The organism is Dendronalium sp. ChiSLP03b (assembly GCF_034531165.2).
Classification (GTDB): Bacteria; Cyanobacteriota; Cyanobacteriia; order Cyanobacteriales; family Nostocaceae; genus Dendronalium; species Dendronalium minutum.
On the sequence record NZ_JAVRBR020000016.1, the window covers coordinates 181,616 to 206,229 of the forward strand.

Consider the following 24,614-nt stretch of genomic DNA (forward strand, 5'->3'; position numbering starts at 1 on the left):
GTTTAATACTCGATTGCACTTTTAATTGCTAGTAATATTTTTAACAGAAAATTTTTCTAGTTAATTAATAATCATACTTTGCTCTAAAGCTTTCTAGTCCTCATTTAACCTCTGACACCTGTTACATACGCCACTGTTAGCGGATGTTGGGGAGACTCAAAGATTTGCGCCGCGTTACCCGACTCTATTAACTGCCCAACACCATCCTGTACCCAAAACAATGCAGCTCGATCGGCAATCCGCTTTGCTTGTGCCAAATTGTGGGTGACAATCAGCAAGGTATAACGTTCCCGCAACCTAGTAATTAAATCTTCGACAACACCACTGGAGATAGGGTCAAGAGCGCTACAAGGTTCATCCAACAAAATGACTTCTGGTTGTAGACCTAAAGCTCTAGCTATACACAAGCGCTGCTGTTGTCCGCCAGAAAGTGCTAGAGCGGAAGTATGCAGTCGGTCTTTAACTTCGTCCCATAGTCCTACATCCTTGAGTGTTGTTTCGACGATCGCATCAATTTGCTCTCGGTTACGTATCCCATGTTCTCGCAAGGGCAATTCCAAATTCTTCCAAATAGACAAAGGAAATGGATTCGGCTTTTGAAAGATCATGCCGACTTTCCGTCGTAGTGCGATCGCATCTATCTTGGCATCCAGCACTTCTAAATTACCTATGTGAATTCTCCCCTTGACTCGACAATGGGGAATCAAATCAGTCAAACGGTTTAGGCAACTTAGGAAGCTAGTTTTCCCACAACCTGAAGGGCCTACCAAAGCAAAAATCTCCCCCGCATTAATGCCAATACTGACATTAGCAAAGGCTGTTTTTTGCCCGTATTGCAGAGTAACATTCTCAGCTTGAATAAATGGTTGCGAAGTTTCATCAGAAAAGGAGTGAGATTGCGCCAGTTCCATCAGGTAATAATTCTCCTCTGTAACCAATTTTCTGCAATCCATGCCGCTGTACCATTGATCGACAACAGCAGTAATAACAAGATGGATGCTGAAGCATAGGCATTGGCATCTCCTCCCGATACATTCATCGATAAATCAAAAATATGAATCGAAAGGGCGCGTCCAGAATCTAGCAGCGATTCTGGCATTCTATCTACATAACCACTTGTGAAAATTAAAGCAGCAGTTTCTGCGATCGCTCGACCAATACCCAGCACCAATCCCACAATTAAACCGGGGACAGCAGCTGGTAATAATAGTTGAAATAGTGTAGTTGTACGAGAAAAACCAAGGGCAGCAGCTCCCAATCGATAGTCTTTGGGAACAGCGCGAAATCCTTCTTCCGTGGAGCGAATCAGGATTGGTAGCACCATACACGCTAAGGTCAGCCCTCCCGATAGTATGGAAAATCCTAGTCCCAGAACTTTGCAAAAGAAGACATTGCCAAACAAACCAAAGACTATCGAAGGTACACCTGCCAGTACATCTAAACTACGGCGTACTAGGCTAGCAAACAAACTGTCAGTTGGGGTAAATTCTGCCAGTAGAACTGCTGTACCAACTCCAATCGGAATGGAAACCAGCATACATACCCCCATAATAAGGATAGTGGAAACGAGAATCGGAGCAATTCCGCCTTCTCTGCCAGCGTTCTCTGGTTCAGTTGTGAGAAATTGCCACGATAAGTTACCCATCCCATGCCAAAGGATATCGCTGAGTATCCAGAGAAAGATAGCAGTAACTAAAGCAGCAGTTGTCCAAACGATGATAGTTGCTAGCCAATCTAAGTTTTGAGTACTGCCTTTTATCCCTCTGCCTCCTGCCTTCTGCCTCCTGCTTTCTCTAAGCATATATTTTCCCCTGGCTGATAACTTCAGCAACAGTAACTAATAGCGCAATCAACCCCATCAATACCAAACCACTTACAAAGAGTGCAGAACGGTGATCTCCTGTGGCATAAGCCATTTCCAGAGCAATATTCGCTGTTAAGGTGCGGATCGGGTCAAATAGACTTTTGGGGGTCTGCACTACATTGCCGCACACCATCAAAATTGCCATTGTTTCGCCAATGGCGCGGCCAGTTTCTAAAATTAAGCCTGTAAATAATCCTGATTTGGCAGCCGGAAAGACAATGCGTCGGATAGTTGCCCAACGGGATAATCCTAAAGCGGCAGCTCCTTGGAGATAAGAGGCGGGGACTTTGGCTAGACTAGCATCGGCTACCAGCGCAACAGTCGGCAAAATCATGATTGTGAGAATTGCGATACCAGCTAATAGGCTTGGGCCTGGTGGATGTATCTTACCGATAATGGGAACTAACACCACTAATCCCCAGAAGCCATAGACTACAGACGGAATTCCTGCTAATAGTTCAATTAGACGACGATAGAGGCCAGCTACTGCTGGCGGGGCATAAAATTGGCAAAAAACTGCGGATAAAATCCCAATTGGCGTAGCAATTAACACTGAACCAAACATTGCCAGCAGTGTTCCCCATAGCATGGGTAAGAGGTTATAGAAGCCTGCGGTCGGGTTCCAAGAAGAATCGGTAAAAAAGCGTGTTAGCCCAACATGGTTTAGGACTGGTAGGGACTCTAAAACTAGAAAGACGATGATTAAAAGTGCGATCGCTCCTGCGATCGTCGCTAAGAAGCGTAGTGTCCAAACTAACCACAGGTCATTTGGAGACGACAAAATTTTGCTTTTTAACAATGTCACTTACCTGTTGTGATTGCGCGAAATCAATAAATTCTTTTGCCAGTCCTTGGGGTTCGGTTTTCGTTACCAAATTGAGTGGACGCGAGATGGGGAAAGTTCCGTTTTGCACATTCTCAGTTGTTGCTGCTACACCACCTACAGGCAACAGCTTGATAGGTACTCCATTCACGGCACTATATTCTGCCGAACCTATAGAGACATAACCAATTGCATTGGGATTTCCTGCTACAGTCTTAATTCCCTGCTGATTGTCACCAATCACTACTTGCGCTTTGATGTCAGTATTCTTCAACTTGAAGTGATGAGTAAACAATTCTAAAGTTGAACGTCCTTCGGCTTTGTTAACAACTGTAATTGTTCCATCCTTACCTCCCACCTGCTTCCAGTTCGTCAGCTGGCCCGTATAAATATCTATAATCTGCTTATCGCTAAGAGCTTGCACGGGATTGTCTTTTTGCAGAATTACTGTCACCCCATCACGAGCAATTAAGAATGCTTTTAAATCCCGTTCTTCTGGATTTAAGGCACGAGACACCATGCCAATATCAGCCGTACCTTGACGAGCATCAGAAACGCCGCGCGAAGACCCGCCTGATTGCACATCAATTCGTACACCTCGATGCTTGGACTCAAAGCTTTTACCAATTTCTGCTGCTAATGGTGCGATTGTACTGGAGCCAGTTAGCACTACTTTGCCTTGAAGCCGATCTCCACTTTTAGATGCAGCGGCTTCTGGTCGAGAGCAGCTTTGCAACCAAAAGCAGGTTGCCAATCCCAGAGGAATCAGAATTTGTGAAGGTTTGCTCATTTAGATATATCTGTATCGAAAGTTGTTAATTGAACAAGAGGACACAACAGCCAAGGTTCAAGGCTTTGTCTGTAGTTACTTGTACCTCTGAAGCCAAGTGGTAGAGAACTGCTTTGCCATCACGTTGAGCAATCACAAACTTTGCTTGACGCAGAACTTGCAAATGATGGGAAAGTAAGCTTTGTTCTAAGCCTAAAATCGCGTTCATCTCTCCTACATGCTTAGGACCGTTCATTAAAAGTTTTAAGACTGCCAAACGGGTTTCATCTGCCAACACCTTCAGCTTTTGTGAGCAGTCAATCTGCTTGCTTGTACTATCCATCTTTTCTTTCCAGCTAGACTCTGCGATCGCCACACCCGTTATTCATCGAGATTGATTACCATAACTTAAGAATGCTGATTCATATAAAAATTTATTCATATTTAAAGTCAAAATTAACACAATAGGTAATTTTTCTTAAACTATTTTTAACTAAAACTTAATGTCTGTGATTTTTGTTACTTGTGGCTACTGCTGGGCACGCCTTTAGCTTCCTGTGCCCACCACTGAGGAATCATGACGATCAACTCTGTGCCTTCGAGAGTAGAATGACATTCCAGTTTGCCCTGATGCCGTTCCACAACATTTGATAACTAATAAACACTAGACTCGTACCTTTACCAAAATTTGGTAGTAAAAAAAGGAGCGAACAAACAACTTTTGACTGTCTCACTCATACTGCAACCATTATCTATAATCCGAATCACAATTGAGTGATTAGGCTTGAGCTTAGAGGGTTTAGAGTAGGATTCACTCGCGATTATTGATTGTGCATTGTTAAATTCAGTGCGGATTGTAATCTTACTTGAATAGTCTAATATTTCTTTTGACCATCGCTTGCGATCGCGTTCCTCCAAAGCATCAATTTTATAAAATCTATCCACAGTTTATAAGCTGGTTTTCGTGCTTTGGTAAACTCTCTACTTTGATAATGTCAAAACGAATTTCAACTTTTTCAAGTCATGATAAGTTATTTGTGTCATTTGCCTGTAAGCTTAACCAAACCAACACCACCAAAGTACAGTCCTAGTACTGCCCCTGCTAAAAGACTTTGGGTAAGAGGGTCAGTAGAAGGTGTGAGGATGGCTCCCAAAACCACTGCTCCCATAATCACGAAACGCCAACCAGCTAGCATTTTTTCTGAAGAGACAATTCCCAAATTCCCGAGCAGCAGTTGGATAATTGGAATTTGAAATGCTAAGCCAGTGCTGAATAATAACAGGAGTACAAATTCAAAATATTTGTCAATCGACCACAATTGTTCTACTACATCTGCTCCATAGCTGATAAAAAATTTCAAAGCTGCGGGGATAAGGAGTAAGTAGGCAAATACTAACCCAACTGCAAACAGCACACTCGACCCCAAAACCACAGGCCCCAGCAAACGGCGTTCGCGGCGAGTTAGTCCTGGGAGAACGAACTGTATAACTTGGTAAAGGATGAAGGGACTAGAAAGTACCAAGCCGCTATATGCTGCAACTTTGAGGGAGACAAAGAAATATTCTCCAGGAGCAAGTTGGAGAAATTTTACTCCTTGGGCGGGGACTTCTAGTAGCTGGACAATGGGCTTGATGGCAAAAAAGCAGCCGATAACACCCACCGCTACAGCAATCAATGAATAAAAAATCCGCTGTCGCAACTCCTCTAGGTGGTCGAAAAGAGACATTTCGACCTCTCCTGGTAACTCATCGAGAGGATCGACTTTTGAGTTGCCGTATCCTTCCATGTCTATATCAGGAGTGGTTACAGCGTCTACATCTTGTGAAGGTGTCATGAGTCAGCTAGTAGGCAACATTTGTTAACTATTTTATCTGGGGAAGCAGCTACAAAGGGAACTCTAACAAATAAATTGTCGCGCTTGAAGTTGTCAACTGTTCGCAGTCAACAGTCAACAATTACAAAGGAAAGTTTTTTATCGAACAGAATTCAGAAGTCGGCAGTGCGGTAGACAGGTTCCCTGGCATAAAGCAACTGCCGTTCAAAAGTCAGAATGAGCGCATGAATTCTTGACAACTGGCGGATGAATAAGTAGGTTTAAGATCCCTGCTAAATCTTGAATGAGCGCAGTCTACAATCATTGGTGAGTCTAAATCTCCTACTGATTGATTCTGACTTATGACCTGCCGCTTATTATGTTTTTAGCTGCTGGGAGATTTTTTTCCTGATTTTTGGGGTCGCATCTGCATAAGTTAGTGGGAGACTATCTTGTGGGTAATGCCTACCCGAAAAAGGGTGGAACCGATCATTGGTAAATTACGTCTCTGCGACTAGTAGCATTGAGTAAATTGACGCAACATCAACATACGATGCTCAGTTTTTAAACTCCGGTTCATCAAGGTGGCATCCATAACGTAGCGCAATCGGAAATTTTTCGCTGAGGTTTGTATGAATAGGACAATTTGCATTGGCCTGATGGCATTGCCTGTTTATCTACATAATGCCAAGCTAAGCTTTGCTTATAGCAATGTGCCAAGTTTCTTAAATCCACTTTCTATAGTTGCTTACAGCACAAATGCTCAGTTGCGCATTGCACCATGGCAAATATCGGCTAGAGATGACCAAACCGAAGATTGCCTGCGCGATGGTATGTGCAGAGATTGATAAGTAATACTATTTTAGATATTGGAACTAGCGCGGGCTTCCGCACAAGAGACTTCTCTGTGTGTCTGTAGGGTTGATAAATAATTTATCTAATTACAGAAGCGCAGAGAACACAGACTTACATAGGTTAAAAAGTAACTTAACTTTTTAGAATTTTTATCCACCTTAACAAAGATAGGATATTTAGGATTAAGAGTGTAAGGTTTGCAGGCAAATTTTTTCTCCACACTCCTATTCCCTCGCACCCCTATACTCATAATGAAGAGTCAGAGAACCTTGATGTTGGCATAACCATAAATATGGCTAAGGCTGACGATCGCTTCAGGTTTTAACTTTGGGCACTGAACAAACTTGAGATTCCAGAACCCAACAAAATTGTACTCAAAAGTACTTTTTGCTCTGTTAGATAATTTTTAATATTCATAAAAGTACTTTATTTTATATTTAGAAATTTTGCAATTTGTACTTATAGTAGTATTTTTGCTGAATTAATAAATGCTAACATTGCCTTGTGACAGATAAAATATATCTAAAAATTTATCCGGAATGCTGCTATTTAAATTAGTAATTTGATGGAGATGTACTTAAACTAAAGCAAAAATTCTCCAAGACAAATATATTTTTCAGCAGATTTCGTCATTCCCATCCCTGAGTGAATTCGACTAGTTATGCTCCTAGATTTAGAAAGATTTTATCAGGCTTGCAATCCGAGCAGACCTCTAATGATGGGAAATCTGCGCGATCGCCGATACTATATCGATTTTGCGGCGGTACGGGGTGGCAAAATCATTGAGGCTCTCCAGCGCACGATCGCCCGCATATCTCCCGATGGCCCGACCTGCCAGCTATTTACAGGGCATCTCGGCTGTGGAAAATCAACAGAGTTATTACGACTCCAAGCCGAGTTGGAGGAGCAACGATTTCATGTAGTTTACTTCGAGTCTACCCATGTCCTAGAAATGGCGGATGTGGATGTGACTGATATTTTATTAGCGATCGCCGGACAAGTAAGCGAAAGCTTAGAAGCGATGAAAATCCGCCTCAAGCCCCGCTACTTCACGAAGTTGTTTACTGAAATTGTGGATTTTCTCCAAACGCCAATTGAACTCGGCGTAGAAGCAGAATTGTCCGTTGGCATTGCCAAAATTACAGCCAAGACAAAAGAAAGCCCCCAATTGCGACGACGATTAAGAGACTATTTAGAACCGCGCACTCAAAATATTTTACAGTCAATTAATAAAGAACTCCTAGAACGTGCCAACAAGGAACTCAAAGCTTTAGGTAAAAAAGGACTGGTAGTAATTGTTGATAACTTGGATCGGGTGGCAATTCGACCTTTACCTTCAGGGCGATCGCTACCAGAATACTTGTTTATCGAGCGGGGCGAGCAATTACGAAAACTCAATTGTCATATAGTCTATACCATTCCCTTGGCTCTGACTTTCTCCAACGATAGCGCCGAACTACAACATCGTTTGGGGGGCGGAGTGGCACCGAAAGTTTTACCGATGATACCCGTGCGTCTGCGTTCTGGCGAAGTTTTTACCCAAGGCTTGGAATTGATGCGACAAATGGTGCTAGCTAGAGCTTTCCCCGACATTTTAGCTAGCGATCGGTTAGGCTTAATTACAGAAGTGTTTGATAATTTGGAAACACTAGATCGATTGTGCCTGATTAGTGGTGGTCATGTGCGGGATTTACTAGGGCTACTGTTTGACTGTCTCCGGGAACAAGACCCACCCTTCGATCGGGAGTGTGTGGAATTAGTAATTCAAAGACAGCGAGATTACCGAGCTAACGCCATTGACCCCCACGAATGGGAATTAATCTTTCAGGTGGTGCAGCAGCAAAGAGTTAGAGGTGATATAGAATACCATACCCTGTTGCGGAGTTTGTTTGTCTTTGAATACCGCGATCGCCAGGGCGCTTGGTTTGCCGTCAACCCAGTTTTAGAAGAAACGCAAAAATTTCAATCATGGTTGAACGACACCCACAGGCAGATATAAGAACAGCTAACGAACGTGCTTTGCGAAGTCTGGGGAGGGCAATTTCCCTCTCCAGCGGTCAATTTTCTGTGGTATTGGTGTGCTGCAATTATCGCGTCTTGCAAGAGCAGATGCTGCAAAAACTCGAAGAAATATCTTTGGGACACCATATTCAAAAAGTAGTTCTGCCCCGCAATGCCAGAAGTCTTTACCTCAACATCCATTTACAACTACTGACTGAGAAACGGCCGCCATCGGCATTGACGATCTTGGGTTTAGAGGCAGTGGATGGAATTGACGACCTACTCCGGTCAGTTAATCATATTCGGGATGAATTTCGCAAACGCCATCCATTTCCCATGGTTTTGTGGGTAACTGACGAGATATTGCAAAAGTTGGTACGTTTGGCACCAGATTTCGCGAGTTGGGCGGCGACACCAATTCGGTTTGAAATGACTACTCCCCATCTGCTGCAATTTTTGCAACAGGAAACTGATTCTCTATTCGCCACAGTATTGCCAAGCAATGTTACACAACACCAAGAACCTGAAGTTGTAGAACATTATTCCACTCTCGAACAAATCTGGGAACATAGCGATGAACTCCAGTTTGCTATTGGAGAGTTGCAAGAGCGTGGTATTACTTTAGAGCCAGAATTACACGCTAGTTTAAAATTTGTTTTCGGTCTAGATGATTATGTGAGCGACCGAATCGTTATAGCTTTAAGTCATTTTCAGCACAGCTTACAAGTTTGGCAGCATTTAGCGGAGCATAACGACAAAGATAGTAACAATTTAAGAATTCAAAATTCCTGGGTTACAGAATTAGATATTGTTAGTAACCACACTTCACCACTACTACGACAGGGAGTTTTGCTGTTTTATATCGGACTATGTTGTTGTCGCCTAGCAGAACAAAATCAGATAGACAATCGCCGTCATTGGTATGCTGCTAAATCTTCTTTTCAGCAATGCTTGAGAGTTTTACAAGTGGCTCAGCGTCCGGATATCGTCGCTGAGTTTATTGGTCAACTCGCTGAGGTTTTGCAACATCTGCAAGAGTGGGAAGAATTGCAAATTGTTGCCCAAAAATCTCTAGAGTTGCATCAAACTTATGGCAGTCAAATTCAACTTGCTTGTGACTATGGTTTTCTGGCTCAAGTAGCTGTGCAGCAGTCGCGGTGGGTACAGGCCAGCATATTAGCACACGTTACACTGCTGAAATTAGGTGAGGCGCAACAGCAAAGCGATCGCCATCAATGCTTGTTTCCATTGCTACTGGCGCAGATTTATTATTTAATATTAGCGAAAGCCCAGCGAAATGTCGGCGAGCTAGAAGTAGCGCGGGAATATTTAGAAAAGGCCACTAAGGAACTGCCAGCAGCTTTAGAAAACAGTGCCCATCAATACGATGCCCATCGTTATATTCGCTTGTTGCGGCGATTGCGATCGCTTTACTTTGAAGCAGGCAGATATCTAGAAGCCTACTGCATCAGACAAAAACGCCGTTCTATAGAACAGCAGTATGGCTTCCGGGCTTTCATTGGTGCAGGTCGCTTGCAACCCCAACGACAGGCAACAAACCCAGCCTTGATGTCTCCATCTGGGAGTAGTAGCATTGCTCTAGAAATCGCTGCCTCTGGTCGAGAGCGAGATATTAATAACTTAATTGGCAGAATTAGCCGCGCCGATCAAAAGCTAATTGTAATTCACGGTCAGTCAGGGGTGGGTAAAAGTTCTACTGTGACGGCGGGGTTAGTGCCAGCATTGCAAAATCGAGCAGTTGGCGATCAAATTGCCGTGCCTGTAGTCTTGCAAGTTTATACAGATTGGGTGCAGGCGTTGGGGAAATCTTTAAGTGAGGCGGTTTATGACATAAAGGGAGTAGCCATTGAACCAGAGGCTTTGCCATCAACTGCCACGCCCATTACCATTGCCGATATCTTGCAACAATTACAAGAAAATGCTAATAACCATTTGATTACAGTTTTAATTTTTGACCAGTTTGAAGAATTTTTCTTTGGTTATAGCGATCGCCAGCAAAAACAAGCATTTGATAGATTTATCAGCGATTGCCTAAATATATCTTTTGTGAAAGTTATTCTTTCCTTACGAGAAGATTATTTACATCGTTTATTAGAATTTAAACATCTCTCTGACTTAGAGGCAATTAATAATAATATTCTGGACAAAAATATTCGCTACCAATTAAATAATTTTTCTCCAGAATATGCAAAAGCTATTATTCAGAAGTTAACAGAGCGTTCTTACGCTCACTTAGAACCTGCTTTAATTGATGCGTTAGTAGAAGATTTATCTACAGAGTTTGGAGAAGTCCGCCCAATTGAGTTGCAGGTAGTAGGAGTACAATTGCAAGACGAGCAAATCACCACACTAGAGCAATATCAACAATATAGACCGAATAAACTCATTGAAAGATATATTAAAGAACTAATTAAAGACTGCGGGCCAGAAAATGAACGAGCAGCTTTACTCGTCTTGTATTTGTTAACAGATGAAAGTAACAAACGTCCGTTTAAAACTCGTGCCGAATTAACCGCAGAGCTAGCTGAATTAGAAGATGCTGGCAAATTGGAAATAGTCTTAGATATTTTAGTTAGCTCTGGGTTAGTAGTGCTATTTCCCGATGTGCCCGAACGCTATCAACTTATTCATGATTATTTAGTAGACTTGATTCGCTACTTGCAACAACAAGAATCGAGCTTGCAAGCACAACTAAATCAGTTACGCTACAAAGTCGATCAAAGTAAAGCTGAAATTGAGCGCCTCAAGAGCGAACTCAGTCAAAAAAAGCAGCAAGCCAAACTAGTAGATATTCCCCAACAAGGATTAGATTTAGTCACAGAATTGCGGGAGTTACGCAAGCGCGAAGAACTAAGTCAATTGCAAATTGAACAATTACGAGCTGAACTCAAAGAAAAAGAGTTAACAGCCCAATTAGTAGAGAGTCAGAAAAAACAAAGACTCAGTGAAGTTAGATTAAATCGTTCGCTGAAAATCGCACTGACTGCTTCAATCTTAGCCATATTGGGGTTAAGTGTATCTATAGTCACAGCAGTAGATAGCGAGATCAAGACCCTCAGTGTATCGAGTGAAGCCCTGTTTGCCTCACAAAAAGGAATTGATGCCTTAAAAGAAGGTTTAAAGGCAGGAAAAAAACTGCAACAAGCTATCTGGGTAGATCCCTATACGAGAGAACAAGTACAGACAGCTTTATACCAAGCAGTTTTCGGGGTGAGAGAGTATAACCGTTTAGACGGGCATATGTCTGGAGTCAATAGTGCTATATTCAGCCCCGATCGCTCTTTGATTGCCTCTGCTAGTGCAGATAGTACAATCAAACTTTGGCGCTTTGATGGTAGTTTGGTCACAACTTTGTCGGGACATGAGGATGTAGTAAATAGCATCAGCTTTAGCCCTAATGGTCAGATATTGGCATCTGCTAGTCAAGACAAAACAGTAAAACTGTGGAGTCGGGAAGGTAAACTACTTGCTACCTTACTAGGCCATGAAGCTGTAGTAAATAGTGTCAGTTTCAGCCCTGATGGTCAAATTATTGCTTCGGGAAGTACTGACAACACCATCAAGCTTTGGAGTCGAGATGGTAAATTACTCAAAACTTTAGCAGGGCATAATCGCGCAGTTTTGGGCATAGCTTGGTCGCCTGACGGTCAAACTATAGCTTCGGCAAGTGCTGACAACACCATCAAGCTGTGGAGTCGGGACGGTAAATTGCTCAAAACCTGGGAGGGGCACGAGGATGCAGTTAAAAGCATAGCTTGGTCGCCTGATGGTCAAACTATTGCCACCGCTAGTTTGGATAAAACTATCAAACTGTGGAATCCAGAAGGAAAGCTGCTAAAAATTTTGTCAGGTCATAGTGCGGGAGTCACCAGTGTGAGTTTCAGCCCTGATAGTAATACTATTGCCTCAGCCAGTACCGATGAAACAATCAAACTTTGGAGTTCAAAAGGCGTGTTGTTCGGCACGCTCAGAGGACATAATAATTGGGTAAATAGTGTGAGTTTCAGCTCTGATGGTCGTACCCTAGCATCTGCGAGTCGAGACAAAACCATCAAACTCTGGCAATGGGACAGTGTACTGCTACGAAATCCTAAAACCGAGAATAATAACTGGATTACTAGCATTAGTTTTAGTCCAGACGGTCGAACTTTAGCAGCAGCAAGTCAAGACCAAACTGTAAAACTTTTAGGTCGCGATGGTAAATTGCTCAAGACCTTAAAGGGTCATCAGGATCAAGTTTGGGGTGTCAGTTTTAGCCCAGATGGTCAAGCGATCGCTTCCGCAAGTAAGGATAAAACAGTTAAGCTTTGGAGGCGTGACGGTAAACTACTTAACACCTTGCAAGGACATCAGGATGCAGTCTTGGGTGTAGCTTGGTCGCCTGATAGTCAAGCGGTAAGCGAAGCCATGTCCAAAGGGCTTATCGCTTCGGCAAGTAAAGATCGAACGGTGAAGCTTTGGAGCCGCGATGGTAAACTGCTTAACACATTGCAGGGTCATAAAGATGCGGTAAATTGGGTCAGCTTTAGTCCTGACAGCAAGTTACTAGCTTCAGCTAGTGATGACAAAACAGTAAATATCTGGAATTATCAAGGTAAACTACTATACACTTTAAGCGGTCATAGCCGTCGAGTTAATGGAGTTGCTTGGTCGCCTGATAGTCAAACTCTTGCCTCAGTCAGTATTGATAGCACAGTCAAACTGTGGAGCCGGGACGGTAAATTACTCAAAAATTTTGTAGGGGACGGCGATAGTTTCATCAGTGTCAGTTTTAGCCCCGATGGCAGGACTTTGGCAGCTAGTAGTGATGACAAAATCAGACTTTGGAACCAAGACGGGACTTTACTGATGGCTTTGAAGGGTGACAAGGAAGAATTAACCAGTGTGAGTTTCAGTCCTGACGGCAAGACTTTAGCTGCGGGCAGTGGCAATGGTACGGTAATTTTCCGAGATTTGGCAGATATCAAACTCGAAAATTTACTTTCACGGGGCTGCAATTTGATACAAGATTATTTGCAGACTAACCCGAAAGTAACAAACAGCGATCGCGCTTTGTGTCCCCGCAAGTTTTGATTTGCAAGCCCTTGACTACTGACTTCCAGTTGGTTGTGATTGAGATGGTTGACGCAAACGACGTAAAGAATCTCGCAACTTGTTCTGGCTAGAGGATGAGTTGTTATCTCTGCGCCGCCGCCGATTTGTTGTTTGTGGCTGTTGTGACGAATTACTAGATGCTCGCTCGCGCCGAATGCGGCGTAGAGACTCTCTGGTACTTCCCTGGCTTTGAGTTGTCCTCTGTTGAGATGATGTTCTGGCAGCAGTACTTTCTACTGGCTGACGACGCAATTGCCGATTGAGTCTAGGTTGACTAGTGGTTTCGGCAGAAGCATTTGTACTGGCAGATGTTAGCGATCGCCTGCGTCTTCGTGTTCCCTCTGTGGAATTAGTGTTAGATGCAGTTTGTTGAGTTCTCTCTTGTGTTTCCCTTTGTCTTTTCCGTTCTTGGACTTGGCGGTATCGACGCGAACCTTGTATAGCAAATTCAGTGGCGATCGCTACTCCTTGTCTACCAGTCTCTGATGGTTTTAATTTCCAGTCACGCGCTTGTCTCAAAGTTTCTTCATCCAAGTCACGGTTTCCACTAGAGCGTGCAATCCGTACATTGGTAACATTGCCCTTTGAGTCAGTATCAACCGCTACTTCTACTCTGCCTTCAATACCTCGCCGTCTTGCAGCTTCTGGATACTTAGCTCTGCATCCACCTTCGCGGCAAGCTGCACGGCCATTACCACTACTTGGACTGCTAATTTTCGGAGGTGTTGGTGCTGTTGCTACTGGCGAACGATTTCCAGTTTGATTACCTGTACCCGTACCTGTGCCTGTGCCCGTACCTGTGCCCGTACCTGTACCCGTACCTGTGCCTGTGCCCGTACCTGTACCGATACCTGTACCTCTACCCGTACCTGTGCCTGTACCAGAACCTGTACTTCCAGGAACACCAGAACCTACACCTACAGCAATACCAGAACCTGTACCTACAGCAACACCAGAACCAGAGCCACTAGGGTTAGAATCAGAGCCACCAGGGTTATTTGATGGTGCTGGAGTATCCCTTCCACTACCGCCCTGACTTGCTCTCGAAGAAACTTCTGTTTTAGTAACAATTTGTTTTGGCGGGATATTTGTCAGCTTTGGCTTTTCAATAGTCCTTTCTGGTTGCTGTTGAATTGGCGGAGTTTCAAGCTTCTCAACAATCTTTTGTACTGGTGTCGTCTCTATGGGCTGTTTTTGTACAACTTCTGGTTCTTTCTTTGGTTCTTCGGGAATTTCTTCAAGTGGTTTTACTGGTTCCTCTGTTGGAGAATCCACGATAGCTAACTCTATTGGTTCATTTTCTTCAGGCGCTCTTGTTAAATAATTGCCTATGCCTGAAGACAGTAAGCCGATATGCAGAGCTAGCGAGCCAATCACACTGAAAGTCAGAAAAGACTTGAGAGCCTCAACTTCTTTGGAACGCTGTTCGACAGTAATGCCAGAAAAGCTCATAGCCTATTGCTACCTATTCTCACTAACCTAGTTATATTAGAATGCATTGTTACAAATATGCAAGTAAAAAATTAAAATCATTTGAGTCACTCTTACGAACTTACACGCTAGTCAAAACATCATTTTTGAAAACTTTCTTTATCATTAATTCTATATAAAGTTAATTTTTATTTTAATTAAATTAATTTATGTAAAATCTATATATTAGTAAATAAAAATCATGATATTTGTATTTGCAAAAATTTTCATTATATTTTAAATTTTATTGAGAAAAAGTTTCAGCTTTGATCTTGATTCTGGTAGTCTGACTGTGTGTTGTTGACAACGTATACAAAATATGGGAATTCAAAAACTGTTTGAAGCAGGCGGTGTGGTAATGTGGCCGCTGCTGGCATTTTCGGTATTGAGTGTGGCACTGATAATTGAGCGTGTCAGGTTTTGGGTAAAGATTAACAAGCGTCAAAGCCGTGTAGTGAGAGATGTATTAAATCTGTATCGCCTCGAAAATGTTGTTGGTGCAATGGATAAACTTCGGCAAAATGCAAATTTGCCCCTGGCACGCATTTTTCTTGCCGCTTTAGAATTAGAGGAGCCAAATCCAGAAGAATTTCGTTTGGCATTAGAAAGCGAAGCGCAAGCTGAGATCCCTGTACTCAAACGCTTTCAAAACTTTTTTGAGACAGTCGTCGGTCTGGCCCCACTGTTTGGTCTTCTCGGCACAGTATTAGGATTAATCGCCTCCTTTGCCTCCCTAAATCTCGGTGATGTAGGAGGTTCTAAAACAGTAGGTGTAACAGCCGGGATCAGTGAAGCTTTAGTATCAACAGCATCAGGGTTGATAGTTGCTATATTTGTACTCTTCTTCGCAAGTATTTTCCGGGGACTTTATCAGCGGCAAATAGCACTGATTCAAGAGTATGGAGGACAGCTAGAATTACTTTACCGCCGACGTTATGAACGAGGAGAGAAAGCTTATGCGTCTACAAGATGAACCAGATCTTCCATTACAGATCAACATCGTACCGATGATTGACGTGGTATTTGCGATTTTAACGTTTTTCATCATGTCAACGTTATTTTTGACACGCTCAGAAGGATTGCCAGTAAATTTACCGAAAGCTGCAACAGCAAAACAACAGCAAATTCCTAGTAAAATTACGATTACAGTAGATGAAAAAGGAGAGGTAAGCCTGAACCGCAAACTAATTGCAGTTGATGATTTGACACAGCAAGTGCGGTCTCTAGTTGGTGCTAACCCAGACACTTTAGTGATTATTAATGCCGATCAAACAGTCCAACACGGTAAAGTGGTAACGGTAATGGATCGGGTACGTCAGGTTCAGGGAGTAAAGTTAGCCATCGCCACTCAAAAACCCTAATATAAAGTTCTGAGTAAAAGTCTGCGATCGCAGACTTTTACTGTTTGAGTAAAATTCTTAAATAAGTTCAACAGGCTCTAGATGAATTTACAGGCGATCGTTGCAATCTCTAGAGCTTTACTGGTTATTATTAGTATCGCTTAGGTGTGACTTCGCCAAACTTAATCAAAAGAGCGATCGCAATACTCACAGCTAAAATTAATGTCATACTCAATGCTGAACCAAATCCCCAATTTTGTGTAACACCGAGAAATTGATTATAAACTAATCGTGCTGCTGTCATACTAGAAGCACCACCGAGTAATTCTGGGTCAATAAAATCCCCTAAACCTGTAATTAGGACCAGCATTGAACCAGCAGTAATTCCTGGCAAAACTTGGGGTACAGTCACTTTCCAAAAAACTTGTGTGGGATTTGCACCTAAATCAGCTGCTGCTTCTAGCAATCGCTTGTCTAACTTTTCTAGAGAAGCATATAAAATGACAACCATATAAGGTAACAAGCCATAGCTCATACCAATTAATACGGCTGGAGTACGGTTAAGTAATTCTAAAGCAGGCAAACCTAAACTAGTTAACCAACTGTTCAATAAACCAGTAGGACGAAGAATCGTAATCCAAGCATAAGAGCGGAGTAACGAGGAAGTCCACAGAGGTAGTACAAAACCTAAGAGTAGCAAATTTTGCCAGCGCTTTGGTGCTATTTGAGCAATCCAATAGGCAACAGGAAAACCCAAAATTAAGCAAATAACAGTTGTACTAATTGCTAGCCAAAGCGATCGCCAAATTACTTGCAAGTAAAGTGGATCGAGTATCCGAATATAGTTATGCAATCCACTGGGATTGACTACATCCCCCGGTCTAATATTTGGTACCAAACTCAACTCAAAAATGATCAGTGTTGGTAGTACTAGTAAAAGTAACAACCAAATTCCAGATGGCGCAAGTAATACCAAGGGTTGGAGATAGCCTAACCATGGGCGATATGATTTTTCTACTTTGGCAATATCGCTTGGTAAATCTAGTTGATAAGAACGATTTTTTGTTGACACAAGCCTAAATTTTTAATTTTTAATTTCATTTAGCTGCTAGTTAATTGAGTCCAGTAACGTTCATAAACGTCTTCAAATTCACCTAAAGGAGTAATGCGTTCGCATTTTTCTAAAAGCGAAACTGGGGGAAATAAATTGACATCATTCTTAATTTTATTTGGTAATTGTTCAAATCCTGCACTATTGGGTGTAGAAACGCTGATACTTTGGCTAATTAGGGTTGCTACTTCTGGTTGCAAAATAAAGTTAATCCAGGCATATGCTCCATCTACATTGGGAGCGGTTTTAGGAATCACAATAGTGTCTGTCCATAATGAAGAACCACTACGAGGAATTACATACTTGAGTGTGGGGTTTTCCTGCCTAACTCGCACAGCATCTGCCGAGTAACACATTGCTAATAGCAAATCTCCTGCTAGAAGTTGGTTTTGCCAAGCGTCGGTGTCAAAGGCTGCAATAGTCGGCTTGAGTACTGTTAACTTTTCATAAGCTTGTTTCACTTCATTTTCATCTTTTGAATTGTACGAATAACCTAGCATCCGTAACACAGCACCCATTACCTCGCGCACATCATTGAGCAATGTTATCCGCTTATTGAGTAGTTTTTGATTTTGCCAAAGATAATCCCAATCTTCAGGTGTATCTTTGAGAATTTCAGAATTGTAAATAAAACCAGTTGTTCCCCAATTGAAGGGTATACTATAGCGGTTTTTAGGGTCATAACTGGGATTCTGAAACTGGGGAAATAAATTATCTAGGCCAACTAAGCGATCGTGATTTATTTCTGCTAGTAAACCTTTGTCTACCATCTTCTGCACCATATAGTCAGAAGGATAGATCAGGCTATAACTACCCCCACCTCCAGCTAACATTCTAGCTAGCATGACTTCGTTAGAATCGTATGTATCTACGAAGACTTTCATGCCAGTTTGAACGCTAAAAGTTTGCAATAATTTTTTGTCGGAATATTGCGTCCAGTTATAAATATATAGTCGATCGCTGCGACCAGAGTTAGTAGCATTAGCCCGCACATCAGCAAGCCTCCAGCCACAACTAGCCAAAGACAAACTAGAAATTGCTGTCAATCTTTGTAAAAATTTCCGTCTGTTACTCATTAGTTAATAGTTACTCAATTTTAGATTTTAGATTTTAGATTCTCCCCATCGATGAAGCTCCTTGCTGAGAAAATGAAATTATACCAATAAGACTTACGCACTAATGACGGAAAAACTTAGACGTGCAAGCGGCTTACCGTTGGCGCTGCGGTGACCTTAGGAGAAAGGTAGGGTACCGCAAAGAACGCATAAGTTCGGCGTTCGCCCTTGGCGTTGTCGCAGGCTAGCCGTTCCCGAAGGTTAGTAAAGAGGGTTTGAGAGAGTTTTTGCGTAAGTCCTGACCAATTTGAAAAATAATTACGACAGATCGAAAGCTGAATGCGATTACTTGTAAATCTTTCACAACCACACTACTTGCCATAACTCTTTTTATTAGAGCAATACCGTGGCTTCAGAATCCAAAATGGTATATTTAACAGCTATCGCTTCTTTTAGGCACGATTTTAATCTGTTTAATCAAGCTTGAGCAATAAAAATTAATAATTTAACAATCTGACTAGCTGGAATTTTGACACTGCAACACTGTTATCTCAATTTCTCTAAATTTCTGGTTCTTCATTAGGGAACACTAGTTTTGTCCCTCGAAAGAACTACCAATTGATTCATAGGTACTCATGGCGATTCCTTTAGACAGCAACACTTACACAACTGTTCATCTTTTTGACTATCAAATCGTTGAGGCGGTTTATTCTGGCAGTTTAACGTTGGTCTATCGGGCTATCCGCAATGCCGATCGCATCCCCGTTGTCATCAAAACATTTAGTGAACTGGTGCAGTTCGGTAACCCATATGCGATCGCCATCTTAAACTCGTTTCTCCCCATTGCCATCCAACTGGTAGATACCCTGGACAATTTGCATCAACAGCGAGTCATCGATGCTGATTTATGTCTGGGTGAGTCAGGATGTTGGTGGGCTTGATATCTTTGGGAAGAGAAAAGCCATGTCTACTGACGCACTCAATAACGAGGTATCGCTTTTACGTCAGCAAAACGCTGAATTGTTGCAACAGCTAGAAGTATTGAAAGACCTTCATTCAATAACGCTGTTAGCCGAACAGCATCAAATTTTGGAATTGCTTGCTGAAAATATTACACAGTCAACATTATCGGAGAAGTTACGACTGATAGAATCACAGTCGAAATTGGAAGTTTTTTGTGCTTTTGTGCAATTACAAGAGAAAATTTGCGATCGCCAAGCAGCAGCAACTGCCCTAGCTGAGAGTGAAGCTAAGTATCGCCAACTCGTGGAAAATATCAGCGACCTGATTTTTTCTATGTCAATGCAAGGCACTTTTACTTATGTTTCACCACAATACAAAACTGTTTTAGGATGGGAACCCTCAGAACTACTTGGTCAACCCTTTGCGCCCCTAGTTCATCCTGATGATTTACTCTTGGCTCAGAAAAGCATCGCAGAAATGGTGGAAACCAACGGGCAGCAGATAGCAGTAGAATTCCGCCACCAGCGCCAGGATGGAAGTTGGTGCTGGATGAGGTCAGTGGCTTCCCCAATTTTCAACTCAGAAGGGCAAATTACTGGTTTTCATGGGATTCTCAGCGATATCAGCAGTCGCAAACAAGCTGAAGAATCAATCAAAAGCTCGCAAGCAGAATTACTCGCCTTGTTCAATGCCATGCAAGATGTAATTCTTGTCTTAGATGCTGAAGGACGGTACTTGAAAATTGCTCCTAGCAGTGCGCCCTTACTCTACCAACCTCCTGCGGAACTGGTGGGTAAGAAAATGCATGAGGTTTTACCTACTGCTTTTGCTGACTATTTCCTCAACTCTATTCACCAGGCGCTAGAAACGAGAAAAACTGTGAAAGTTGAATATTGCTTGCCTATAGCCGATCGAGAGATTTGGTTTGAAGGCAGTATTGCCACAATGAGCGAAAATACCGTTGTTTTTGTGGCAAGGGATATCAGCGATCGCAAACACATGGAAGACCAGCTGCGACAACAAACAGAGGATTTAGCACAAACTCTGCAAGAGCTCAAAAATACCCAAGCACAAATGATTCAGGCAGAAAAAATGTCCAGCCTGGGTCAACTCGTTGCCGGAGTTGCCCACGAAATTAACAACCCTGTTAATTTTATCCACGGTAATCTTAGCCATCTTGAAGAACATACTCAAGACCTGTTGCAGTTAATTCATTTGTATCAACAACGACGTACCTTTAACGAGCCGGAATTTCAGGCTTTGTGCGAAGAAATTGATTTGGAATACATTGAGGAAGATGTACCGAGAATCTTGAGTTCGATGAAAGTTGGTACTCAGCGCATCCGTCAAATAGTGCTGTCGCTACGAACTTTCTCACGCATGGATGAAGCCGAGTTCAAAGAGGTGGACATTCACGAAAGCATCGACAGTACCTTAATGGTATTGCAACATCGCCTTAATGAAAAAACAGAACTTCCAGCCATTCAAGTTATTAAAGACTACGGCACATTACCTTTAGTGGAATGCTATGCTGGACAACTCAATCAGGTGTTCATGAATATTCTGGTGAATGCTATTGATGCTCTACAAGAGAGAATAAAGAAAGAACTTCCACTTTCTAGCATCACTATTCGTACCTCAGTTATAAATTCTGGTTGGGTAAAAATAGCGATCGCCGACAACGGAATAGGTATGCCAGAGGAGATTCAAAAACAAGTTTTCAATCCATTTTTTACCACCAAGCCCGTAGGGAAAGGAACAGGTATGGGAATGTCTATCAGTTATCAAATCATTACTGAAAAACATGGTGGTAAATTGGAGTGTTACTCCACACCAGGAGAGGGAACAGAGTTTGTAATTGCAATTCCGATTCGACAATAATACTAATTCGTAATTCGTGAAGCAGCACGGTGAGTCCAGCATTACAAAGGAGAGACGCTACGCAAATGAGTCGCCGTCAGGCGTTCCCGCAAGGTAGAGTAATTCGTAATTAAGACAAACAGAACAATGACTACTGACTAATAGCTAAACAATCACTTTCTGGCCACCAAGCATAAATAGGTGTGTCGCGGTCTGGTAAATTACCAAAGGTATTAGGCTGCAAAACGTTGATGCTGACACCGTTCGTTAATTCCACAACATAATTAACGTGGGTTCCTAAATACATCACAGTGACTAGCCGTCCTTCAAAGGAATTATTCAGCACAGTAGGCTGATATAGTGAAAGCTGGATTTTTTCTGGGCGCACGCTTACCACTACTGCTTGTGATAATTCAGTTGGCGTATCCTCAGTACGGGTGACTACAATTGTTAGTCCTGTTTTCGTGACAACTTGCACGCAAGCAGACTCTACCACAACAACTTCGCCGCTGAATAAATTAGTATCACCGATAAAATCAGCAACAAAAGATGTTTGGGGACGTTCGTAGATTTGGCTGGGAGTGCCGACTTGCTCAATTTTACCTTGATTCATCACAGCAATGCGATCGCTCAAGCATAGCGCCTCCTCTTGGTCATGTGTCACCATGACAAAGGTGAATCCCAAATCTCTGTGTAAATTTGATAACTCAACCTGCATTTCCCTACGCAGTTTTAAATCTAACGCTCCTAGAGGTTCGTCCAGCAACACAACAGCAGGGCGGTTAACTAGCGCCCTTGCCAAAGCAACTCGTTGCTGTTGCCCACCAGAGAGTTGATTGGGAAAGCGCGATCGCAAACTTTCCATTTTGACCAACTTTAAAGCGTCTTTAACTCTACTTTCAAGTTCTGATTTGCGTAATTTTTGCAGCCGCAGCCCAAAAGCAATGTTATCCCACACATTCAGATGGTCAAACAAGGCATAGCTTTGAAATACAGTATTGACGGGTCGGCGATAAGGAGGCACATTAGTCATGGGCTGACCCTGAATTAATACCTTGCCAGCATCGACTCTTTCAAATCCAGCGATTAAGCGTAGTGTAGTTGTCTTGCCGCAACCGGAAGGGCCGAGAATACTGAAGAATTCCCCTTGCCTAACATCCAAATCCACTCCATGTACTGCTGGTTCTTCGTTGAAAAATTTGAATACATTACGCAGTTCAACATCAAGTGGCTGAAAAGTCGTTATTCCCCTCTGATTCTGCATGAAAGTTTGAGCCATAATCTTCAGTAGAATGCCGTGATTAAAAGAATGAAGGATGAAATGTCGATCCTTGGATGCAAGTTAAGGCAAGTGGTATCCAAGACTGCGACTCACTTGATCCTTTATACTTCATACTTCATCCTTCAGTGAACACTCTGGCTTATTGTATCCATCAAAAACAATTGATTGGGAATATACTTGCTAGATTGTTACATCGACAATATTCGGCAGAAGTTTACGGGAATTATATACAAATAATACTAATCTCAGGATTTTTTATGTCTTTGTTCCCATCGTCGCTACCAAGTGGCAAGAAAGATACACGTACAGTCGGACGTGGTTCCCAACCAATATTTTTAATCCTATTTACTTTATTGATGACTGCTGGTATCGAAATTCGTTTGGCATATTTGCAAATTGTTGAAGGGCCAAAACTCCGGCAAAGAGCAGAAGCAAACCGAGTTCGGACGATTTCCAAACAACCGGAACGCGGTAATATTTTCGACCGTAACGGTAAGCTGTTAGCCAGTACGCGCTATCCTCATTCTGTTTACTTATGGCCAATGGCACATACCAAGCCTTCCTGGTCGATTGTGGGGCCGCGTCTCGAAAAAATTCTTCACATCCCGCAAGATGAGATGCAAAAAAAATTAGATGAGGCAGGTGCTAACTCGTCTTCCCTCGTCCGCATTGCTCGTGACTTGAGCGAAGCAGAAATCACAGTTTTAAAAGAGTATAAAAACGAATTGCCAGAAGTAGAAATTAACACAGAAGCTGTTCGTTATTATCCCCAAGGTAAGGGAATAGCACATGTACTTGGGTATACACGTGAATTGACCCCAGAACAGTTAAAACAAAAGAAGGCAGAAGGCTACCGACTGGGAGACGTGATTGGGCAGATGGGGATCGAAAAGGCTTATGAAGCAAAATTAAGGGGTGAATGGGGCGGTCAGCAGGTGGAAGTGGATGGTGCAGGTCGGCCAATCCGGGTTTTAGGAGAAAAAGAGGCAAAGTCTGGTAAAGATTTACACTTGACTATAGATTTAGATGTACAAAAGGCAGCCGAAAAAGCTTTAGGAAAAACCCAAGGGGCGATTGTCGCAATAGACCCGAACAACGGTGCTGTCTTAGCAATGGTGTCTTACCCTACCTTTGACCCGAATATCTTCTCGAAGCAAAAACTCTCTCAGCAAGATTGGGAAAGTATCCAAGGGAAAAACCATCCTTTGGTTAATCGTGCCCTTAGTGCCTTTCCACCTGCCAGTACCTACAAAATTGTCACTACGACAGCTGGACTGGAATCAGGTGAGTTTTCCCCTGGCACAGTATTACAAACTTTCGGTTCCCTTACCATCGGTGGAGTGACCTTTGGTGAGTGGAATCATGCTGGTTTCGGTCCATTGGGATTTCCGAGAGCGATGGCCATGAGTAGTGATACATTCTTTTATCAAGTTGGTAGAAAAGTTGGCGGCCCAACTTTGATTAAATGGAGTCGTAAATACGGTTTTGGTCAAAAAACCGGTATTGAATTTACCAGTGAAGAATCAAAAGGCTTGGTTCCAGATGAGACATGGAAACAGAAAGCTTGGAAAATGCCTTGGACTATTGGCGACACTATCAATATGTCAATTGGTCAAGGCGCTCTGCAAGTGACACCACTACAATCAGCGATTATGTTTTCTGTCCCTGCTAATGGCGGATATCGAGTTCAGCCGCATTTGCTCAAAGACAATGAACGGGCAAAAAGCTGGCGAGAATCGTTAAGTATGAAGCAAACAACTATCAACGTTCTCCGAGACGGGCTGCGGAAAGTAGTCACTGAGGGTACAGGTAAGAGTTTGAATGTGCCATCAATTGCCCCAGCATCTGGAAAGAGTGGTACTGCTGAAGCAGGTACTGGTCGCCCAAATCATACGTGGTTTGGTGCTTATGCCCCTACTAATCACCCAGAAATTGTGGTTGTAGCATTCGGTGAAAACTCTGGCGATCATGGTGGTACAGTTTGTGGCCCTATGGTCTTACAAGTACTGGAAGCCTATTTTCAGCATAAGTATCCAAGTAAGTACGCACCAGCTCAATCAAAAGATTCACCAAACAAAGCTCAGAATTCAACATCTAGCACTGGAGACTAAGGGGATCGGGGAATTCTAGGCCCCCTTTAGAGATTAGGGACAATAGGGGCTGGGGACGCAAAGATAAGAAGAACTTCTGACTCAGCACTCTTAACTACTGACAACAGACAACATATCCGATTAAAGACCGATCGTTAAAACTGCAAAGGCTAAGTCTTCGGGCTTTCTGCATAGATTCGGG

General features: G+C 42.6%; 19 protein-coding genes. 8 read left to right on the forward strand and 11 right to left on the reverse strand.

Annotation, left to right across the window (positions count from 1 at the left end; all coding sequences use genetic code 11):
* Positions 1-104: 104 nt before the first annotated feature.
* From RMY31_RS04005 to tatC, 7 genes are all read right to left on the reverse strand, one after another.
* Entirely contained in the window at positions 105-953 is an 849-nt protein-coding gene (locus tag RMY31_RS04005) for a phosphate ABC transporter ATP-binding protein (protein WP_409877272.1), read from the reverse strand.
* Entirely contained in the window at positions 911-1,801 is an 891-nt protein-coding gene (pstA, locus tag RMY31_RS04010; protein WP_322656987.1) for a phosphate ABC transporter permease PstA, read from the reverse strand. The genes RMY31_RS04005 and pstA overlap by 43 nt, the downstream gene beginning before the upstream one ends.
* Positions 1,794-2,645, reverse strand: a complete 852-nt coding sequence (gene pstC, locus RMY31_RS04015; protein WP_322656988.1) for a phosphate ABC transporter permease subunit PstC — start codon at positions 2,643-2,645, stop codon at positions 1,794-1,796. Before pstC ends, pstA begins: the two co-directional genes overlap by 8 nt.
* Positions 2,629-3,477, reverse strand: coding sequence for a phosphate ABC transporter substrate-binding protein (locus tag RMY31_RS04020; RefSeq protein ID WP_322656989.1), 849 nt, complete (start codon positions 3,475-3,477; stop codon positions 2,629-2,631). The genes pstC and RMY31_RS04020 overlap by 17 nt, the downstream gene beginning before the upstream one ends.
* A gap of 25 nt (positions 3,478-3,502) precedes the next feature.
* The gene (locus tag RMY31_RS04025) at positions 3,503-3,799 is read right to left on the reverse strand and encodes an ArsR/SmtB family transcription factor (RefSeq protein ID WP_409877275.1); all 297 of its coding nucleotides are present in this window, start codon (positions 3,797-3,799) and stop codon (positions 3,503-3,505) included.
* A 176-nt stretch (positions 3,800-3,975) separates the two neighbouring features.
* Positions 3,976-4,098 (reverse strand): hypothetical protein, encoded by a 123-nt coding sequence (locus tag RMY31_RS04030; protein ID WP_322656991.1) that lies wholly within the window; start codon positions 4,096-4,098, stop codon positions 3,976-3,978.
* Positions 4,099-4,496: 398 nt separating this feature from the next.
* The gene (tatC, locus tag RMY31_RS04035; RefSeq protein ID WP_322656992.1) at positions 4,497-5,291 is read right to left on the reverse strand and encodes a twin-arginine translocase subunit TatC; all 795 of its coding nucleotides are present in this window, start codon (positions 5,289-5,291) and stop codon (positions 4,497-4,499) included.
* A gap of 611 nt (positions 5,292-5,902) precedes the next feature.
* On the opposite strand from tatC, the gene RMY31_RS04040 reads away from it, so the two are divergent.
* The 3 genes from RMY31_RS04040 (at position 5,903) to RMY31_RS04050 (ending at position 13,220) form a co-directional block, all read left to right on the forward strand.
* The gene (locus tag RMY31_RS04040; RefSeq protein WP_322656993.1) at positions 5,903-6,118 is read left to right on the forward strand and encodes a hypothetical protein; all 216 of its coding nucleotides are present in this window, start codon (positions 5,903-5,905) and stop codon (positions 6,116-6,118) included.
* 668 nt (positions 6,119-6,786) lie between these two features.
* Positions 6,787-8,124: a P-loop NTPase fold protein gene (locus tag RMY31_RS04045; protein ID WP_322656994.1), complete on the forward strand. Its 1,338-nt coding sequence runs from the start codon at positions 6,787-6,789 to the stop codon at positions 8,122-8,124.
* A complete protein-coding gene (locus RMY31_RS04050) occupies positions 8,094-13,220 on the forward strand; it encodes an eIF2A-related protein (protein WP_322656995.1) in 5,127 nt (1,708 codons plus the stop codon). The genes RMY31_RS04045 and RMY31_RS04050 overlap by 31 nt, the downstream gene beginning before the upstream one ends.
* 15 nt (positions 13,221-13,235) lie before the next feature.
* Here RMY31_RS04050 and RMY31_RS04055 read toward each other — a convergent pair whose 3' ends face one another.
* Complete coding sequence (locus RMY31_RS04055) at positions 13,236-14,693, reverse strand: energy transducer TonB (protein WP_322656996.1); 1,458 nt, start codon at positions 14,691-14,693, stop codon at positions 13,236-13,238.
* A 337-nt stretch (positions 14,694-15,030) separates the two neighbouring features.
* Between RMY31_RS04055 and RMY31_RS04060 the strand changes: the two genes are divergently transcribed.
* Positions 15,031-15,684 (forward strand): MotA/TolQ/ExbB proton channel family protein, encoded by a 654-nt coding sequence (locus RMY31_RS04060; RefSeq protein WP_322656997.1) that lies wholly within the window; start codon positions 15,031-15,033, stop codon positions 15,682-15,684.
* Positions 15,668-16,072, forward strand: coding sequence for a biopolymer transporter ExbD (locus RMY31_RS04065; RefSeq protein ID WP_322656998.1), 405 nt, complete (start codon positions 15,668-15,670; stop codon positions 16,070-16,072). The genes RMY31_RS04060 and RMY31_RS04065 overlap by 17 nt, the downstream gene beginning before the upstream one ends.
* 130 nt (positions 16,073-16,202) lie before the next feature.
* Here RMY31_RS04065 and RMY31_RS04070 read toward each other — a convergent pair whose 3' ends face one another.
* Together RMY31_RS04070 and RMY31_RS04075 are read right to left on the reverse strand one after the other, a co-directional pair.
* Positions 16,203-17,078 carry an ABC transporter permease gene (locus RMY31_RS04070; RefSeq protein ID WP_409877310.1) on the reverse strand — a complete coding sequence of 292 codons (876 nt, stop codon included), beginning with the start codon at positions 17,076-17,078 and terminating at the stop codon, positions 16,203-16,205.
* 74 nt (positions 17,079-17,152) lie between these two features.
* The gene (locus tag RMY31_RS04075; RefSeq protein ID WP_322657000.1) at positions 17,153-18,238 is read right to left on the reverse strand and encodes a spermidine/putrescine ABC transporter substrate-binding protein; all 1,086 of its coding nucleotides are present in this window, start codon (positions 18,236-18,238) and stop codon (positions 17,153-17,155) included.
* Between the two features lie 614 nt (positions 18,239-18,852).
* On the opposite strand from RMY31_RS04075, the gene RMY31_RS04080 reads away from it, so the two are divergent.
* Both RMY31_RS04080 and RMY31_RS04085 read left to right on the forward strand, forming a co-directional pair.
* Positions 18,853-19,158: a hypothetical protein gene (locus RMY31_RS04080; RefSeq protein ID WP_322657001.1), complete on the forward strand. Its 306-nt coding sequence runs from the start codon at positions 18,853-18,855 to the stop codon at positions 19,156-19,158.
* A gap of 22 nt (positions 19,159-19,180) precedes the next feature.
* A complete protein-coding gene (locus RMY31_RS04085) occupies positions 19,181-21,061 on the forward strand; it encodes a PAS domain S-box protein (protein WP_322657002.1) in 1,881 nt (626 codons plus the stop codon).
* 130 nt (positions 21,062-21,191) lie between these two features.
* Here the strand turns inward: RMY31_RS04085 and RMY31_RS04090 are convergent, their stop codons facing one another.
* A complete protein-coding gene (locus tag RMY31_RS04090) occupies positions 21,192-22,319 on the reverse strand; it encodes an ABC transporter ATP-binding protein (RefSeq protein ID WP_322657003.1) in 1,128 nt (375 codons plus the stop codon).
* A 260-nt stretch (positions 22,320-22,579) separates the two neighbouring features.
* Between RMY31_RS04090 and mrdA the strand changes: the two genes are divergently transcribed.
* Entirely contained in the window at positions 22,580-24,433 is a 1,854-nt protein-coding gene (gene mrdA, locus RMY31_RS04095) for a penicillin-binding protein 2 (RefSeq protein ID WP_322657004.1), read from the forward strand.
* Positions 24,434-24,614: the final 181 nt, after the last annotated feature.